We start from the raw sequence: 16,912 nt of genomic DNA, 5'->3' as shown, positions 1-16,912 counted from the left end.
GACAGTCTTTTCTCGTGCGGGATCCTCTGCTATACTTATATTATGTGGTATTGGTGCGGGGAAGAATTGCTTCTGAGACCCGGCACACAGGGAAGGAAATGGACTTATGCAGATCAACGACCTTTTTGGCAGGGCAGCTGCCTTTGAAACGGCGCGTCTGCCGGACGGCACCGCAGCGGTGCTTCCGGCAGAGCATGCCGCCGCGCTTTATGTCAATGAGCAGTCGGCCTTCCGGGTGGTGTGCACGCCGGAGCTGCTGCCGCAGCTGGCACTGGGGCGGCTGCTGACCGAAGGCTGGATCACTTCGGCACAGGAGGTAGAGCAGGCTGCGGTCTGTGCTGAGGGGCTGAAGGTGAACGTCTACCTGAATCATCGGCTGACGGCCCGCAGCGCAGCGGCGCAGGCGGTGTCCAGCTGCTGTACGGATAATGTCACGCTGAGCAGCCCGGTGGAGCTGCCGCCGCTGCGCACGGTGCCGCAGATGGAGCTGCAGCCGGAATGGCTGGACACGCTTGCCGCCGCCATGAGCGCCGGTCTGCCGCTGTACCGCGCCACCCGCGCCGTGCACAGCTGCTTTGTGCTGCGGCAGGGAACCATCCTTTTTGCCTGCGAGGACATTGGCCGGCACAACGCGCTGGATAAGGCTGTGGGGGAGATGCTGCTGCAGGGCGTCCCGCTGGCAGAATGCGTGCTTTATACCAGCGGCCGGGTGCCCGTGGACATGGTGCGCAAGGCTATCCGGGCGGGCGTTCCGGCACTGGTGAGCAAGAGCATGCCCACGATCCAATCGCTGGAACTGGCGCAGGAATACGGCCTGCAGCTGGTGTGCGGCAGGAAGCATCCGCTAACTTTAGCAGAATGTGTAAAATGATGGTGACAAAACAGAGAAAGCACGGCTGTTTGCGTTGACTTACCTCCGGTACAGATGATAAAATAGTAACGAAGAAACCGCTTCGCTGTTGCAGCAGCAGGAGCGGCTATTTTCATGTCCGGGAAACTTTCCCGCACAAACAAAAACAGGCAGGTGATAACATGAAGCAGGCAACCAACCCGTTTGCGCCCGTTCCGCTGTGGCGTAAGCGGCTGCCGGGCTATGCAGCCATGGGCGCTGCCACGGTTGCCATGGCGGTCGGTCTGATCGCTGTGCAGCACGCGCGCACCACGGTTGCCGGTACCCTGCTGCCGGTGTCGGAGGCGGATGCAGCCGCCTACGGCATCAGCGCAGTGTACCAGCTCGACGATGGCAGCTACCGCGTGGAGGGCACTCAGAAGGGCTTCCAGAGCGATGTGCAGGCTGCTGTGACCCTTGACGCCGAGGGCAATGTTTCCGCTGTGGAGATCCTTTCGCAGGCGGAGACTGACAACCTTGGCGGTCAGTGTGTCAACCCGGAGTTCACGTCCCAGTACCAGGGCGCGGCCCCCTTTACGCTGGCAGGCAAGAGCTACACCGTGACCGATCCGGCCACCGGCGCAGCCTACGCCTCTGCCGGTGCAGTGGCGGAGGACACCACTGCCGCTGAAAAGTTCGATCCCACACAGTGGAACGTGTCCGACACCTCTCCCGAGGCCGAGGCCACCCGCAGGATGTATGCGGCAGGCCTGACCCTCTCGGCACTGAACGGTCAGCCCCTGAGCGATGAGCTGGCCCCGCCGCTGGATTCCAGTGCAGAGGCCGTGGCACGCCGCAGGCTGTACGCAGCCGAGCTGAGCAAGAGCGCACTGGACGGCGAGCCCATGGCGATCCCCTTTGCGGATCTCTCGGCAGAAGAGCAGTCCAAGGCGCGTCTGGCACAGGCCGACCTGACCACGGAGCAGGCCCAGACCGGTGCGGTGAGCGCCGATCTGACCGAGGTGGACGCCCTTTCCGGCGCAACCATCACCTCGACGGCGGTAACGAACATCGTCAACAACTCGTATTTCTATGTGACCGAGGTGCTCTGCGCAGAGTGACCTCAACGGAGGAATGGAAACTATGGCAAAAACCGATTTTCTGACGGCTGACATGACCCGCCGCCAGTTCATGAAAATTTCGGGCAGGAGCCTTGCAGGGCTCACCCTCTCCGCATCCATGCTGTCCCTGTTCGGCTGCTCCCAGCAGCAGGTGGACAGCGGCGCAGTGGCTACCTGGGCATTGCCGCAGGGCCTGCTGGTGGTCAATGCGGATCTGTGCACCGGCTGCCAGCGCTGCGAGATCAACTGCACGCTGACCAATGACGGTGTGTGCTCCTCTTACATCAGCCGTGTCAAGATCCAGCGCCGCCTGAATCTGGACGGCGACGGCAATGGCCTGCTGTCCGGCACCGACAACTGCTTTGTCTACTTCCCGGACACCTGCCGCCAGTGCGAGGACCCCGCCTGCGGCAACGCCTGCCCGCAGAAGGCCATCACTACCGACGACCGCGGTATCCGCGTAGTGGATACCGACAAGTGCATCGGCTGCGGTGCCTGCCATGATGCCTGCCCGTGGCATATGCCCACTGTCAACCCCGAGACCGGCAAGTCGTCCAAGTGCATCGCCTGCGGTGCCTGCGTGGCAGGCTGCCCGTCCGGCGCTCTGTCCATCGTGGACTGGGATGCCGTCACCAGTGCAGCACAGGCTGCTTACATGGATCTGTAAGGAGGAACAACAATGGCTGAAACCTATGGCTGGGCAGGCAAGATCCTGCGCGTCAACCTGACCACCGGTGAGATCACCACGCAGGACGATGAAAAGTACCATAAATATATCGGCGGCATGGGCATGGCCTACCGCATCATGTACGAGGAAGCTCCCATGGAGCTGGACCCCTATGACGAGAAGGCTCTGGTCATCTTTGGCGTTGGCCCTCTGACCGGTGCCGGCGTGCCCTGCTCCGGCCGTATGAACGTGACCTTCCGCTCCACCTGGTCTAAGGGTCACTCCATCATCGACGCACACATGGGCGGCCACATCGGCTCCATGCTGAAGTATGCCGGTTACGACGGCATCGTGTTCAGCGGCATCTCCGAAAAGCCCGTCTACCTGCGCATCGAGGACGACAAGGTCTCTCTGGAGGACGCAAGCGAGATCTGGGGCAAGGGCACCTTTGCTGCCAACAAGTGGATGGTGGAGCAGAACGGACGTGAGTTCGAGACCGCTTCCATCGGCCCTGCCGGTGAGAATCTGGTGGACTACTCCACCCTGAACACCAGCTTCGGCAACTCCGGCGGTGCCGGTCTGGGCGCTGCGCTGGGCAACAAGAAGCTGAAGGGCCTTGCTATCCGCGGCACCGGCAGCGTCAAGGTGGCTGACCCCAAGAAGGTGCTGGAGCTGTCCAACTACATGATGGGCAACCTGATCGGCGGCAACAACAACCACAACGTGCCCGCACAGCCCCAGAGCTGGGCCGAGTACAGCGCCACCTCCGGCAAGAACCGCTGGTCCGGCGCTCCCGGCCGTATGTGGAAAAAGGCTCCCGGCGGCCCCGTGGATACCGGCGAGCAGCCCTACAACGATATCAACAAGGTGGCTCTGCGCTGCTTCAAGGGCTACTTCGACTTCGGCGCTCCCGCTGCGGAGTACACCGTCAAGAACGGCGGCTGCTCCTCCTGCCCCATCCGCTGCTACACCGAGTATGATGTGGACCCGCTGGCAGATTACGATCTGCCCACCCACAACTCCAACACCTGCATGCCCGTGCTGTACGGCACCCGCGTCTACCCGGACGGCGTGCACGACTTCAAGTACGAAGGCGACGGCACCATGGTCATCAATCTGGCATGGTCTCATGCTGTGGACGATATGGGTCTGTGGGACAACTACGGCAACCTGAACCGCGACCTGCTGTGGATCCTGCGGATGCCCCGCGAAGAGGCTACCAAGTACATCAGCGAGGCTGAGTACGACTCTCTGCCCTGGGAGTGGGAGAAGGCTGGCGATCCCCGCTGGGAGGTGGAGCTGATCCGCCGCATGGCTTACGGTGAGGGCGACCTGTCCGTGATCGCCAAGGGCACGCTGGCCATGATGGAGAAGTTCGGCCTGCCCAAGAGCTGGCTGGACCGCGACGACGGCGCTACCAACTCCAACCTGATCTACAACGGCTTCCCCAACCACCACGGCCCTGCTGAGGCATGGCAGGTTGGTATGCTGTACAACCTCGTTTACAACCGTGACTGCATGATCCACGAGATCGTCTGCGAGACCGGTTCCGGCGCACCCTACGAGGTGACCAAGAAGGTCATGGAGGACTTCTTCGGCGAGGGCTGCTACGATAAGGCCAAGGCCTACACTCCCATCAACGAGAACAAGGCAAAGCTGGCAGCCTACTGCGTCAACGACAAGAACTTCCACGACTCCGCCACCCTGTGCAACTGGATGTGGCCCATGACCCAGTCTCCCTCCAAGGAGCGCGACTACCACGGCGACCTGGACCTGCAGGCAGACTTTATGACCGCTGTTACCGGCGAGACCTATACCCAGGCCGGTCTGCAGGAGGACGGCGCCCGCATCACCCAGATGCTGCGCGTGATGACCGCCATCAGCTTCCAGCAGAACTGCGGCAGCGCAAACCTGCGTCAGGAGCACGATGCCATCTGCGATTGGGTGTTCGATAAGGACCCCGACTTCAAGGCATTCGAGGAAGGCACCACCAAGCTGGACCGCGCCGACATGGAAAAGGCAAAGGATCTGTTCTACGATGCCTTCGGCTGGGACCGTACCACCGGTGTGCCCACCCGCGAGACGCTGGAGAAGTATGATCTGGCGGATATGGCCGATGATCTGGAAAAGCGCGGCATCTACGCCCAGAACACCGCAGCAGCTGAATAAATCCCATAGAAAGAGGAACGATCGTCATGTTGTTTGGCAGACGTAAACCCGGCTACACCACCACCGTAGACGGCAGCGCAGACCCGGAGCAGGCCGTTCTGGACCTGCAGAAGGCAGAGCTGGCCGCAAAGAAAAAGCCCAAGGCAGAGGTGTTCGACATCGATGCCGCCAGCGAGACGGCCCGCCGCCTGAAGGAGACCGGCAGCACCTTTGACGGCAGCGCCGCCAAGGCCGGCGAGGACGTGATGGCTGTGGTGGAGCGGGAGACCGCCGAGCTTGCTGCAAAGCAGGCCGCCGAAGCTGCGCCCCAAGCCGCTGAAGCCGCGCAGACCGAGGCAGCAAAGCCGGAGCTGCTGGATTTTCTGGCCGCCGAGCCGGAGGCAGAAAATGATCCCTTTGCGGATCAGCCCACCAAGACCGCTCCGGAGCTGCCGGAGCTTACCCCGGCACAGGAACTGGCCGGTTACATTCGCTCCCGCTCTGCGGCTGCGCTGCTGACCCCCCACGCCCTGCTGCTGACCGAGGTGGAAAATGCCGACGAGCTGCTGGCGCAGATGCCTGCAGACCCCCAGTGTGAGGACATCACTACCCGCAAGGGCGCAAAGGATACCTACTACTATTCCACCGCCAACATGAGCGACAACTATGCGATGATCGCGCAGCTCATCGAGGACAAGGATCTGTGTGTGATGTTCGCCGAGATGGTGCGGTTCAACGCCCGCATCTACCCCAGCGCCACTCCGCTCAAGTACTTCCAGCGCTCTCCCTACGGCCTTGCACCGGAGGTCATCGAGCAGACTTGGAAGGCCATGCAGGAGAACCCGGAGTATGCCGATATCGAGGAGCTGACCAACAACCAGAACGAGCGGTTCCTCTTTTCCACAAAGCACCTCACCCGCCGCTATGCAAAAGCCATCAGCGACGTGGACGAGTTCTGCGACTAAAAGCATTCCCACACAACTGAACAGGGTATAAGAGCTTCTTTGAGCAAAGGTGTCTAAACTCCCACAAAGAGCAGGACACCGCGCCGCAATGCTAAGGGCTGAGGTAGAATAGATCGGCCGGCATTCAAGGGTGGAGGGGGAAACCCCGCCGCCTTCCCGCAGAAGAAACGCTGCAATTTGAAAAAAAGAACTCCTCCCATCCACACAGGGCACTTTCCGGGCCGTACCGTCACTGCAAGGACGGCACAGGCCGGGGATGCCGTCGGCAGGGCAGACTGCAAGCTGCTGCTGGCCGGTATGTGCGGATATTCTGCGGAGGCGTTTTGATTTTCGGTCAAGACGTCTCCGCTTCTTTTTCACCTGTCGTTAAAAAAGAATATCCCCGGCACGCCCCGTCTGAGCCATAGCAGACCGGGTGCAGCCGGGCATTTGGAGGATTTTTTATGAAACAGCCTTTCTGCGCACCTGCCGCTGCGCTGCGCCGCGTGCTGGATGCAGCGGCGGCACTGCCGCGCCCGGCGGTGGAGGCCCTGCCGCTGGAAAAAGCCTGCGGCCGCATTGCCGCAAAGGCGCTGTGCGCCCGGATGGACCAGCCCCCCTTTGACCGCAGCCCGCTGGACGGCTACGCCCTGCACAGCGCCGACACCGCCGGGGCCAGCCGCGAAACGCCGGTCACGCTGCCTGTGACCATGAAGCTCTACGCCGGGGATGCCCCCGCCGCCGCCCTGCCTGTGGGCTGCGCGGCCCGCATCATGACCGGTGCACCCCTGCCGGAGGGCGCGGACTGTGTGCTGATGCAGGAGCTGACCGACAGCGGCGAAGAAACGGTGCAGCTCTATTCAAGCCTGAAACCGCAGCAGAACGTGGTGCTCCGGGGCGGGGATATCGCCGCCGGAGCCATCATTGCCGCCGAGGGCACACCGCTGACCCCCGCACATCTGGGTGTGCTGGCAGGGCAGGGCTATGCCGAGGTGCCGGTATGCCGCACCCTGACCGTGGGCATTCTTTCCACCGGCAGTGAGCTGCTGGCTCCGGGCGAACCGTGGGCTCCCGGCAAGATCTACGACGCCAACGGCATCCAGAACGCCGCCCGGCTGGGGCAGCTGGGCTTTGCCGTGCAGCGGCGGCACTGCTCGGACGACCCGGAGGTCATCGCCTGCCAGCTGCGGGAACTTTTGACCGGCTGCGATGCCGTCATTACCAGCGGCGGCGTTTCGGTAGGGCAGAAGGACTATCTGCCCGCCGTGCTGGAACAGCTGGGGGCACAGATGCTCTTTGCGGGCGTGGCACAGAAGCCCGGCAGCCCCATGCTGGCGGCAGAGATCGCCGGAAAGCTGGTGTTCTGCCTGTCCGGCAACCCCTTTGCCGCTGCGGCAACATTGGAACAGTACGCCATCCCCGCTTTGCTGCGCGCCGCCGGACGCCGGGAGGGGAGCTGCATTCTTCCCCGTACCACCTGTACCCTGACCACCGGCTTTTCCAAATCCAGCAAGGGCGACCGCTACCTGCGGGCGAAAGCGGCAGGCGGCAGCGTGACCATCCCCGGCGAGGGCAGCGCCGAAGCGCATTCGTCCGGCAGTCTCTCTGCCATGATCGGCTGTAATTGTCTGGTAAAGCTGCCCGCAGGCAGCGGCCCGGTGGCTCCGGGCGAAGAAGTGGAGGTGCTTTACTTTGTATATTGAATCCAAACAGGCTCTGGCAGAAGAACTGGAGCTCAAGCGCCCGGCGGTGCTGGCCGTCAGCGGCGTACACAACAGCGGCAAGACCACCCTGCTGGAAAAGCTGCTGCCCGTCCTGCGCAGCCGTGGGCTGAAGGTGGGTATTATCAAGCACGACGGCCATGATTTTACCCCGGATGTGCCCGGCACCGACAGCTTCCGTCTGCGGGAAGCAGGGGCCGAAGGCGTGGCGGTCTACTCCGGCACCCGCTATCTGCTGACCGAGGAATTCCGCCTGACCGAGCAGGATCTGCTGGCCCTGTTCGAGCGGCACGGCTATGATCTTGTGCTGCTGGAAGGCTTCAAATCCAGCGGCTGGCCCAAGATCGAAGTGGTGCGCAGGGAGATCGCGGATGCGCCGGTGTCGTTCCAGCCGCTGGCCGTGGTGGGCGACATCCCGGGTGCAGACTTCGGGCTGGAGGATATCCAGCCGCTGGCCGATTGGATCATTGCCCAGATGCCGACTCTGTAAGGAGAAGATAAGATGAAACTGATTCGTACCGAAGATGCGGCAGGGCAGGTGCTCTGCCACGATATCACCCAGATCATTCCCGGCGAGTTCAAGGGTGCCCGCTTCCGCAAGGGGCACGTCATCCAGCCGGAGGATATCCCGGTGCTGCTCTCCATCGGCAAGGAGAACCTCTACGTCTGGGAAAAGCACCCCGGCATCCTCCACGAGGATGAAGCCGCCGCCCTGCTGTACAAGGCCGCTGCGGGCAAAAATATCCACGGCACCGAGCCGAAGGAGGGCAAGATCGAGCTGATCGCGGACTGCGACGGCCTGCTGAAGATCCACCGCAAGGCGCTGCTAGCGGTGAACAGCCTCCCGCAGATGATGATCGCCACCATCCACGGTGATCTGCCCGTGAAAAAGGGCCAGAAGCTGGCAGGCACCCGCATCATCCCGCTGGTGATCGAGCAGGAAAAAATGGACGCCATGCAGGCCGCCGCCGGGGCAGAGCCCATCCTGAACGTGCTGCCCATGCAGGCCAAGAAAGTGGGCATCATCACCACCGGCAGCGAGGTGTTCAAGGGCCGCATCGAGGATAAATTCACCCCCATCCTGCAAAGCAAGCTGGCCGTCTACGGCTGTGAGGTGATCTTCCACAAGGTCTGCGATGACGACCCTGCCGGGATCACGGACGCCATTCTGGAAGCCAAGGCCGCAGGGTGTGAGCTGATCTTTACCACCGGCGGCATGAGCGTGGACCCTGACGACCGCACCCCGCTGGCCATCAAGAACACCGGGGCCGAGATCATCACCTACGGTGCCCCGGTGCTGCCGGGTGCCATGTTCCTTGTGAGCTATCTGGACGGTGTGCCGGTGTGCGGCCTGCCCGGCTGCGTGATGTACGCAAAGCGCACCATCTTTGACCTGCTGCTGCCCCGCCTGCTGGCGGACGACCCCATCACCGCCGAGGACATCGCCCGTCTGGGCGAGGGCGGTCTGTGCCTGAACTGCGAAGTGTGCCACTGGCCCAACTGCGGCTTTGGGCACTGCTGAAAACCCTCTCTGGCAAAGCCTTTCGGCTTTGCCAGCTCCCCCTTCGGGGGAGCTTTACTAAGGTGAAAAAATATGAACGAAAATAATCTGACCCATTTTGATGCTGCCGGCAACGCCGTGATGGTGGACGTGAGCGCAAAGCCCGTCACCACCCGGGAAGCCACTGCCCACGGCATCATCACCATGAACGCCGAAGCCTTTGCTGCCGTGCAGAGCGGCACCGTGAAAAAGGGCGATGTGCTGGGCGTGGCCCGCATTGCGGGCATCATGGCCACAAAAAGAACCAGTGAGCTGATTCCCCTGTGCCATCCGCTGCCCCTGACCAAGGTGAGCATCGAGTTCCGCCTGCTTCCCAAGCAGCAGGCGGTGGAAGCCCTGTGCACCGTCAAGACCGCCGGTGTCACCGGTGTGGAGATGGAGGCGCTGACCGGCGTTTCCACCGCGCTGCTCACCATCTACGATATGTGCAAGGCTGTGGACAAGGGCATGGAGCTGGGCGAGATCCATCTTGTGGAAAAAACCGGCGGCAAGAGCGGCCACTATATCCGGGCGGAGGGCGGCTATGTTTGATTCCACCCGGCGCGAGATCCACTATCTGCGCCTTTCCGTTACCGACCTGTGCAACCTGCGCTGCCGCTACTGTATGCCGGACGGCGTGGAAAAGCTGGAGCGCGAAGCTGTACTCACCTACGAGGAATTTCTGCGTCTGGCGGTGCTGTTCGCCCAGTGCGGCATCGACACCGTGCGGGTGACCGGCGGCGAGCCGCTGGTGCGCAAAAACGTGGCGCAGCTGGTGGCCGGGCTCAAGGCCATCCCCGGCATCCGCAAAGTTACCATGACCACCAACGGCATCCTGCTGGCGCAGCAGCTGCCCGCTTTGCTGGCAGCCGGGCTGGACAGCGTGAACATCAGTCTGGACACCCTGCGCCCGGAAGTGTTCCGGCAGATCACCGCCCGGGACGAGTTTGCGGCCGTGCAGGCAGGCTTGCAGGCGGCACTGGAAAGCGGCATCCCGATCAAGCTGAACTGCGTGCCGCAGGCGGGCGTCAACGAGGGCGAACTGGAAGACATTGCGGCCCTTGCCGAGAACCGCCCGCTGCAGGTGCGGTTCATTGAAATGATGCCCATTGGCTACGGCGCGGCCATGCCCTGCATCTCCGGCCCGGAGCTGCGGCAGCGGTTTGCCCGCCGCTGGCCGGAGCTGCAGCCGCTGGCAGAAGCAGACTTCGGGGACGGCCCGGCGGTATACTACACCGTGCCCGGCTGGCAGGGCAGCATCGGCTTTATTGCGGCGGTGCACGGCAAGTTCTGCGCCAGCTGCAACCGGGTGCGGCTGACCAGTCAGGGCTTTCTGCGTCCCTGCCTTGCCAGCGAAGCCGGGTGCGACCTGCGTGCCCTGCTGCGCAGCGGCGCGGACGATACGCAGCTGCTGGCCGCCATCCGGGAGACCATCTGGGCCAAACCCCGGGAACACCATTTTGAAGACAGTTCCATGCCCGCTACCCGCGGCATGTATCGCATCGGAGGATAAATTTTTATGGGAAAAATTCTGGCCATCTGCACAAGCCCCAAGCGCGGCACCGTTAAGACCGAGGTGCCCAGCGCCGTGCTGACCCCGGAGTGGGGCATCGTGAGCGATGCCCACGGCGGCAGCTGGCACCGGCAGGTCAGCCTGCTGAGCGCGGAAAAGATCGAGGCTTTCCGTAAAAAGATCTGGGTGGACTATGGTGCCTTTGGCGAAAATCTGGTCATTGAGGGCTTCGATTTCCGCAATCTGCCGGTCACCAGCCGGTTCGCCATCGGGGATGTGGTGCTGGAAATGACCCAGATCGGCAAGGAGTGCCACAACGACTGCGTTATCAAGCAGCAGACCGGCGAGTGCATCATGCCCCGGGAGGGCGTGTTCGCCCGGGTGCTCACCGGCGGCGAGATCCATGTGGGGGACGAAGTGACTCTGCTGCCCCCGCTGGAGAACCCGCCCCTGCGGGCTGCGGTCATTACTCTTTCGGACAAGGGCAGCCGCGGCGAGCGGGAGGATAAGAGCGGCCCGCTCATTGTGGAGATGCTTACCGCCGCAGGCTATGTGGTGGAGGAGACCATGATCCTGCCGGACGAAGCAAAGGCCCTGAAGGCTCAGCTCATCCGTCTGGCCGACGGCCGTCAGGTGAATCTGATCCTCACCACCGGCGGCACCGGCTTCTCGCCCCGGGATATCACCCCGGAAGCCACCTGTGCAGTGGCAGACCGCAACGCCCCCGGCATTGCCGAGGCCATGCGCTATCACAGCCTGAGCATCACCCCGCGGGGGATGCTCAGCCGCGGCGTCAGCGTGCTGCGCGGCAAAACGCTCATCGTCAACCTGCCGGGCAGCCCCAAAGCCGTGCAGGAAAATCTGGAGTACATCCTGCCCAGTCTGGAACACGGTGTGCGCATTGCCGCCGGTCTGGACGGCGAGTGCGCCCGCAAATAAGGTTTCCCCGCCCTGTTTTCCTTTGCGGGGCGTAGAAATAGAATGTTTTTTACTTGAAGGAGAAAAACAGATATGAACGACCATCGCATTTCCCGCCGGAGCTTTCTGGCTGCTGCCGGCATTGCCGGTGCAGCCGCTGCCCTTACTGCCTGCGGCGGCGCTGCTTCCAGCACAGCCGCTTCCGTGGCATCCTCTGCCGCCGCTTCTTCACAAGCAGCCCAGAGCGTGGAGCTGATCGTGTTTGCCGCCGCATCCCTCACCGAGACCCTCACCGCCATCGGTGAGACCTACTCGGCAAAAAACCCGGGCGTGACCTTCCGCTTCAACTTCGATTCCTCCGGCACCCTCAAGACCCAGATCCAGGAGGGCGCGGACTGCGATCTGTTCATCTCTGCCGGTCAGAAGCAGATGGACCAGCTGGACATCATAGCTTCGGCCGATGTGAACAAGGACAGGCTGGACTTTGTGGACAGCGACACCCGCGTGGACCTGCTGGAAAACAAGGTGGTGCTCTGCGTGCCGGAGGGCAGCGACAAGGGCATCGACAGCTTCGACGCTCTGGCCGAGCACCTGAAGGCACAGGACATCCTGTTCTGCATGGGCAACAGCGATGTGCCCGTGGGCCAGTACACCCAGAAGATCCTTGCCTGCTACGATCTGGACGAGGAGGCACTTGCCGCTGCCGGTGTCATCACCTACGGCTCCAACGTTAAGGAGGTCACCACCCAGATCACCGAGGCCAGCGTGGATGCCGGTGTCGTCTACTGCACCGATGCTTTCAGCGCCGGTCTGACCCCCGTGGATGAGGCCACCAAGGAGATGTGCGGTCAGGTCATCTATCCTGCCGCCGTGCTGAAGGCCGCCCCCAACGCCGAGGCCGCCAAGGAGTTTCTGGCCTATCTGCAGACCGACCGCGCCGCCACCGTGTTCGAGGGCGTGGGCTTCAGCGCCGTATAAAGGAGCAGGCATGGACTGGTATCCGTTGTGGAACAGCCTGCGCATCGCCCTTATCAGCTGCGCAGCAGTGTTCTTTCTCGGCATTTTTGCCGCCTACTATATCGCAAAGCTGCCGCGCACCGTCAAGGGCGTGCTGGACGTGCTGCTCACCCTGCCCATGGTGCTGCCGCCTACGGTGGTGGGCTACTTTCTGCTGCTGCTCTTCGGTACAAAGCGGCCGGTGGGCATCTTCTTCATGGAGCAGTTCGGGGTCAAGCTGGTCATGAACTGGTACAGCGCCATCTTTGCCTCCATCGTGGTAGCCTTCCCACTGATGTACCGCACCGCCCGCGGCGCCTTTGAAAGCTTTGACGAGACGCTGGCATGGTCGGCCCAGACGCTGGGCCAGTCCAACAGCTGGATCTTCTGGCGGGTGCGGATGCCGTACTGCCGTCAGGGCATTCTGGCCGGTACCGTGCTGGCCTTTGCCCGGGCGCTGGGCGAGTACGGTGCTACCAGCATGATCGCAGGCTACACCCCCGGCAAGACCGCCACCATCGCCACCACGGTCTACCAGCTGTGGCGCACCAACGATGAGGCCGGTGCCATGCGCTGGGTGCTGGTGGATATCGCCATCTCTGCGGTGGTGCTGCTGGCGGTGAACCTGCTGGAGAAAAAACAGAAAGCGGGTGGCCGGAAATGAGTCTGGAAGTGAACGTTACCAAAAAGCTGGATGGCTTCACCCTTCGGGCCGAATTTACCGCAGGCAGCACGGCCACCGCTCTGCTGGGGGCTTCCGGCTGCGGCAAAAGCATGACATTGCGCTGCATCGCGGGCATCGTAAAGCCGGATGCGGGCCGCATCGTGCTGGACGGCCGGGTGCTGTTTGACAGCGAACAGCACATCGACCTGCCGCCGCAGCAGCGGGGCGTGGGCCTTCTGTTCCAGAACTATGCACTGTTCCCCAACATGACCGTGGAGCAGAACATCCTCTGCGGGCTGAAAGCGGAAAAAGACAAGGCCGTCCGCAGGGAACGCTGCGCGGAAATGCTGCGTGCCATGCAGCTGGAAGCACTGGCGAAGCGCTGCCCGGCCCAGCTTTCCGGTGGGCAGCAACAGCGCACGGCACTGGCCCGCATTCTGGTGGGCAGGCCCCGCATCCTGATGCTGGACGAGCCCTTCAGCGCGCTGGACAGCTACCTGCGGGAAGAGGTGGAGAGCGAAGTGGGCAGCCTGCTGGCGGGATTTGACGGAACGGCTCTGCTGGTGACCCACAACCGGGACGAAGCCTACCGCCTGTGCCGGGAGATGGCTGTGATGGACGGCGGGCGGGTACTGCGCACCGGCACCACCAAAGAGGTGTTTGCCGACCCGCAGAGCATTACCGCCGCACGGCTGACCGGCTGCAAAAATATTCTGCCCTGCACCCGCGTGGATGCGCACACGGTGCGGCTGACCGGCTGGGACGCCCTGCTGCGCCTTGCAGCCGAGGTGCCGGAACACTGCACTGCCGTGGGAATCCGCGCCCACGACCTTGCGCCCTGCGCACCGGGAGCGCAGAACGCACTGCCGGTAAAGGCGGTTTCCAGCAGTGAAAATCCGTTTGACTGGAATCTGATCTTTCTGGCACCCGACGGCACGACCCGCCTGTGGTGGAAGGTGAGCAAGGCAACGCTGGGAGCTGCTGCACCCGCTGCGCCGCAGTGCTTTGCCGCTGCGCCGGAAGGCATCATGCCGCTGGTATGAAAACTGCCCCTGCATGAATCGACAAAAAATAAGGCGAGATTTTGTGTAACTTTACAAAACATGAAAAATGTGATGGCAAAGTTGTTGCAACTTTCAGATTGAAAGAAATAACAGGAAACGCTATATTTTAGGCATCAAAGGCAAAGACGCTTCGCGAGAGATCGCAAAGCGTCTTTTTTGTTACTCTGCAAGGCAAGGCGGCCTTGAGAGAGATGAAACAGGAAAAGGGGAATGCAACGTGATCAAGCTGGAGCATGTGGAAAAATACTTCGGTGATTTGCACGTTTTGAAGGATGTTAACCTGGAAGTGGCCGAAGGCGAAAAGCTGGTGATCATCGGGCCGTCCGGTTCGGGCAAATAAAACAAAAAACCAGCGTATTTTCTACGCTGGTCTTTTTGGTGGGCGCGGGTGGATTTCGCGAGCCGCGCATCTAAAAAAGCCCCGCAGGGGCTTTTTTGCCCGCCGGACTGTACGGCGGGCCGATGCTGTTCGAATCCACCCGCCCAGTGAGTCTTGCTTTGCAGCAAAACAAAAACCTCAGCGTACTTTCATACGTTGAGGTTTCTTGGTGGAGCGAAGCAACCTAAATCCGAACCATTGCCCTCTGGGGCATCTTTGGCGGCGATTTCATCGAAAGTGATGGTTTTTGTGCCGTCTTTGTAGTTGAATGTAATCAAAACTTTTTCATCATAGAGATAAACGGCGTTCACAAACGTATTGATAAGCGTCTCACGGTGGCTTTTCACGTTCGGGTCGAGCTTGCGGAACCGGGTCAGCCAGAACCGAACCTGATTTTCACTCAACCGAGGCCGAGCGATTTTTTCTTCGGCGATCCGAATCTCAAGTTCTTTCTGCTGGGCTTCCAGCTTTTCCAAACGCGATTTGGTGGAGTTGGTCAGCACACCTGCTTGAATGGCGTTCAGCATATTTTCAATGCCGTTCTCTACCTCGCGCATCTGCTTTTCCAGCAAAGGAAGCGTGGTGTTTTCCTGATCCTGCAACTCCATCACTTCCGCAACGATGGCTTCAATCACGGCATCGTCCTGAATCAGCTTCATGGTTTCAGCTATGACCAAATCTTCCAGCCACTCTTTACGGACGGTCTTTTTCTTGCAGGTCTTGAAACGCTTCGCGGTGGCGCACTTATAATAATGATGAACGACCTTGTTCCGGCCTGTGCCGCACTCGCCGAACATCATCGCACCGCACATTCCGCAGAACAGCTTGGTGGTGAGCAGGTAATCATCCTCGGCCTTGTGACGGGCAGGAGCGCGGCTGTTCTTTTTGATTTTTAGCTGCACTTCCTCAAACAAGTCCTTGTCCACGATGGCCGGGATACTGTCGGGCATCACAATGTCCTTGAAGTGGTTTTCTCCGATGTACCGCTTATTCGTCAGCAGCGTCTGAACACTGTTGTAGGTGAACTTCTGGTTGCGGTTGGTAGTCACACCACTGTCGTTCAGCCAGTTCATCAGTTCCTTCATAGTTGCGCCATCGTTGTACCGCTGAAAGGCTTCTACCACAAAGGGAGCTTTCAGCGGGTCGACTTGAAAGAACTTCTCCTCGTCCACCTTGAAGCCAATGGGAATCGTGCCGCCGTTGTACTTGCCTTTCAGCACATTCTCGGTCATGCCGCGCACAACTTTTTCAGAAAGTTCTGCCGAGTAGTATTCAGCCATGCCGGTGAGCATACTCTTGACCATAATACCCGCAGGGCTGTCAGAGATAGGCTCCGTGGCAGATACCAGCTTGACATGATTTCGTTCCAACTGGTACTCATAGTGGGCCGAATCATAGCGGTTTCGGGCAAAACGGTCAAGCTTCCAGACCAGCACAATGTCAAACAACCGTTTCTCGCTGTCCTTGATCATCTGCTGGAAATCCGGGCGGTTATCGGTTTTGGCAGAAAGGGCACGGTCAATATAGTGCTTGATGACCGTGATGCCGTTCTTTTCGGCGTAGGCGGTGCATTCCCGAATCTGCCCCTCGATAGATTCTTCACGCTGGTTGTCGCTGGAATAGCGGGCGTAGATTACGGCAGTCATGGCTGCACCTCCTTACTTCATTCTCCGCAGACGGCGCACAAGGTCGGATGCACTGTACAGCACACGGGCTACCGACACCGCATCCTCGCTCACGATGTAGAACACCGAGTAGTTGTCCACCAGCATCTGCCGTAGCCCTTGGGTGCGCTCCGGCTCGCTTTCCACCAGCGCACAGCGTTCCGGCAGGATGTTCAGCGACTGGATGGCTTCCGCAATGCGGTTATACTGCCCCATAGCAGTGTCAGGCTCCAGCAGACGGTCGGCAATATAGCTGTAGATCTGCTCCATATCGCTGAGGGCTGCATGGGAAATTTTCACGTCATACTGCTTCATCTGTGTTGTTCCCTGAACTGTGCGAATGCGCTTGCAGCATCCACGGTATCACCGTTCTGAATTTCCTTAATGCCTACCTGCAAGGCTGCATGAAGTTGATCATCGGTCATGGTGTCAGCATTCAGAGCCGTAGGAGCTTTCGGCAGGGACAGAGAAAAGGGGATGCCGCCAGTCAGGGTGATCTGGCGCAGGTACATATCAATGGCGGTTGCCATCGGGATGCCGAGCTGCTTCAACACATCCTCGGCTTGCTGCTTAACGGTGGGGTTGACACGAAGATTGAGTGTCATCGTTTTTTCCATGGTTATCACCTCATCCTTATTGTAACGCATTTTGCGTTGCAAATCAATAATTTCCAAACTTATAATTAAATTTCTCCATATTGCACAACATATTTATTTCAGAATTGTTCAAAGATCAAAATATCCG

The 16,912-nt window shown here is 60.7% G+C and carries 17 protein-coding genes, 1 pseudogene and 1 riboswitch; of the genes and pseudogenes, 15 read left to right on the top strand and 3 right to left on the bottom strand.

Translation table 11 applies throughout. From position 1 onward, the window contains the following. Positions 1–106 precede the first annotated feature (106 nt). From MTP37_RS10985 to MTP37_RS10915, 15 genes and pseudogenes are all read left to right on the top strand, one after another. Positions 107–871, top strand: a complete 765-nt coding sequence (locus MTP37_RS10985; RefSeq protein WP_249237316.1) for a formate dehydrogenase accessory sulfurtransferase FdhD — start codon at positions 107–109, stop codon at positions 869–871. Between the two features lie 161 nt (positions 872–1,032). Continuing rightward, positions 1,033–1,950 (top strand): FMN-binding protein, encoded by a 918-nt coding sequence (locus MTP37_RS10980; RefSeq protein WP_249237315.1) that lies wholly within the window; start codon positions 1,033–1,035, stop codon positions 1,948–1,950. 22 nt (positions 1,951–1,972) lie between these two features. Then, positions 1,973–2,617 (top strand): ferredoxin-like protein, encoded by a 645-nt coding sequence (locus tag MTP37_RS10975; protein WP_249237314.1) that lies wholly within the window; start codon positions 1,973–1,975, stop codon positions 2,615–2,617. A 12-nt stretch (positions 2,618–2,629) separates the two neighbouring features. Beyond that, the gene (locus MTP37_RS10970; protein WP_249237313.1) at positions 2,630–4,786 is read left to right on the top strand and encodes an aldehyde ferredoxin oxidoreductase N-terminal domain-containing protein; all 2,157 of its coding nucleotides are present in this window, start codon (positions 2,630–2,632) and stop codon (positions 4,784–4,786) included. Positions 4,787–4,812: 26 nt separating this feature from the next. After that, a complete protein-coding gene (locus MTP37_RS10965; protein ID WP_249237312.1) occupies positions 4,813–5,730 on the top strand; it encodes a hypothetical protein in 918 nt (305 codons plus the stop codon). A gap of 25 nt (positions 5,731–5,755) precedes the next feature. Continuing rightward, positions 5,756–5,931: riboswitch (molybdenum cofactor riboswitch) on the top strand. A 242-nt stretch (positions 5,932–6,173) separates the two neighbouring features. Further along, on the top strand, positions 6,174–7,412 hold the full coding sequence (locus MTP37_RS10960; protein ID WP_249237311.1) for a molybdopterin molybdotransferase MoeA: 1,239 nt from the start codon (positions 6,174–6,176) through the stop codon (positions 7,410–7,412). Beyond that, positions 7,402–7,920, top strand: coding sequence for a molybdopterin-guanine dinucleotide biosynthesis protein B (mobB, locus tag MTP37_RS10955; protein WP_249237310.1), 519 nt, complete (start codon positions 7,402–7,404; stop codon positions 7,918–7,920). Before MTP37_RS10960 ends, mobB begins: the two co-directional genes overlap by 11 nt. Positions 7,921–7,932: 12 nt before the next feature. After that, a complete protein-coding gene (locus MTP37_RS10950) occupies positions 7,933–8,952 on the top strand; it encodes a molybdopterin-binding protein (RefSeq protein ID WP_249237309.1) in 1,020 nt (339 codons plus the stop codon). A gap of 72 nt (positions 8,953–9,024) precedes the next feature. Continuing rightward, complete coding sequence (gene moaC / locus MTP37_RS10945; protein ID WP_249237308.1) at positions 9,025–9,522, top strand: cyclic pyranopterin monophosphate synthase MoaC; 498 nt, start codon at positions 9,025–9,027, stop codon at positions 9,520–9,522. Beyond that, the gene (moaA, locus tag MTP37_RS10940; protein ID WP_249237307.1) at positions 9,515–10,483 is read left to right on the top strand and encodes a GTP 3',8-cyclase MoaA; all 969 of its coding nucleotides are present in this window, start codon (positions 9,515–9,517) and stop codon (positions 10,481–10,483) included. Before moaC ends, moaA begins: the two co-directional genes overlap by 8 nt. A 6-nt stretch (positions 10,484–10,489) precedes the next feature. Continuing rightward, positions 10,490–11,422, top strand: coding sequence for an MOSC domain-containing protein (locus MTP37_RS10935; protein ID WP_249237306.1), 933 nt, complete (start codon positions 10,490–10,492; stop codon positions 11,420–11,422). Positions 11,423–11,494: 72 nt separating this feature from the next. Beyond that, a complete protein-coding gene (gene modA, locus MTP37_RS10930) occupies positions 11,495–12,379 on the top strand; it encodes a molybdate ABC transporter substrate-binding protein (protein ID WP_249237305.1) in 885 nt (294 codons plus the stop codon). Between the two features lie 10 nt (positions 12,380–12,389). Continuing rightward, entirely contained in the window at positions 12,390–13,061 is a 672-nt protein-coding gene (modB, locus tag MTP37_RS10925; RefSeq protein WP_249237304.1) for a molybdate ABC transporter permease subunit, read from the top strand. After that, entirely contained in the window at positions 13,058–14,104 is a 1,047-nt protein-coding gene (locus MTP37_RS10920) for a sulfate/molybdate ABC transporter ATP-binding protein (protein ID WP_249237303.1), read from the top strand. Before modB ends, MTP37_RS10920 begins: the two co-directional genes overlap by 4 nt. Positions 14,105–14,342: 238 nt before the next feature. Beyond that, a pseudogene (locus MTP37_RS10915) lies at positions 14,343–14,462 on the top strand (polar amino acid ABC transporter ATP-binding protein); the annotation flags it as partial. A 191-nt stretch (positions 14,463–14,653) separates the two neighbouring features. Here MTP37_RS10915 and MTP37_RS10910 read toward each other — a convergent pair. Genes MTP37_RS10910 through MTP37_RS10900 form a run of 3 tightly spaced genes read right to left on the bottom strand, consistent with a single transcriptional unit; the run spans position 14,654 to position 16,785 of the window. Next, positions 14,654–16,150: a recombinase family protein gene (locus tag MTP37_RS10910; RefSeq protein ID WP_249237302.1), complete on the bottom strand. Its 1,497-nt coding sequence runs from the start codon at positions 16,148–16,150 to the stop codon at positions 14,654–14,656. A 12-nt stretch (positions 16,151–16,162) separates the two neighbouring features. After that, positions 16,163–16,483, bottom strand: a complete 321-nt coding sequence (locus MTP37_RS10905) for a type II toxin-antitoxin system RelE/ParE family toxin (RefSeq protein WP_249237301.1) — start codon at positions 16,481–16,483, stop codon at positions 16,163–16,165. Next, on the bottom strand, positions 16,480–16,785 hold the full coding sequence (locus tag MTP37_RS10900; protein WP_249237300.1) for a type II toxin-antitoxin system RelB/DinJ family antitoxin: 306 nt from the start codon (positions 16,783–16,785) through the stop codon (positions 16,480–16,482). Before MTP37_RS10900 ends, MTP37_RS10905 begins: the two co-directional genes overlap by 4 nt. Positions 16,786–16,912 lie beyond the last annotated feature (127 nt).

The sequence above is a fragment of the Faecalibacterium sp. HTF-F genome (assembly GCF_023347535.1).
Lineage (GTDB): Bacteria > Bacillota > Clostridia > Oscillospirales > Ruminococcaceae > Faecalibacterium > Faecalibacterium wellingii.
This window is presented reverse-complemented; position numbering and strand designations above follow the sequence as displayed.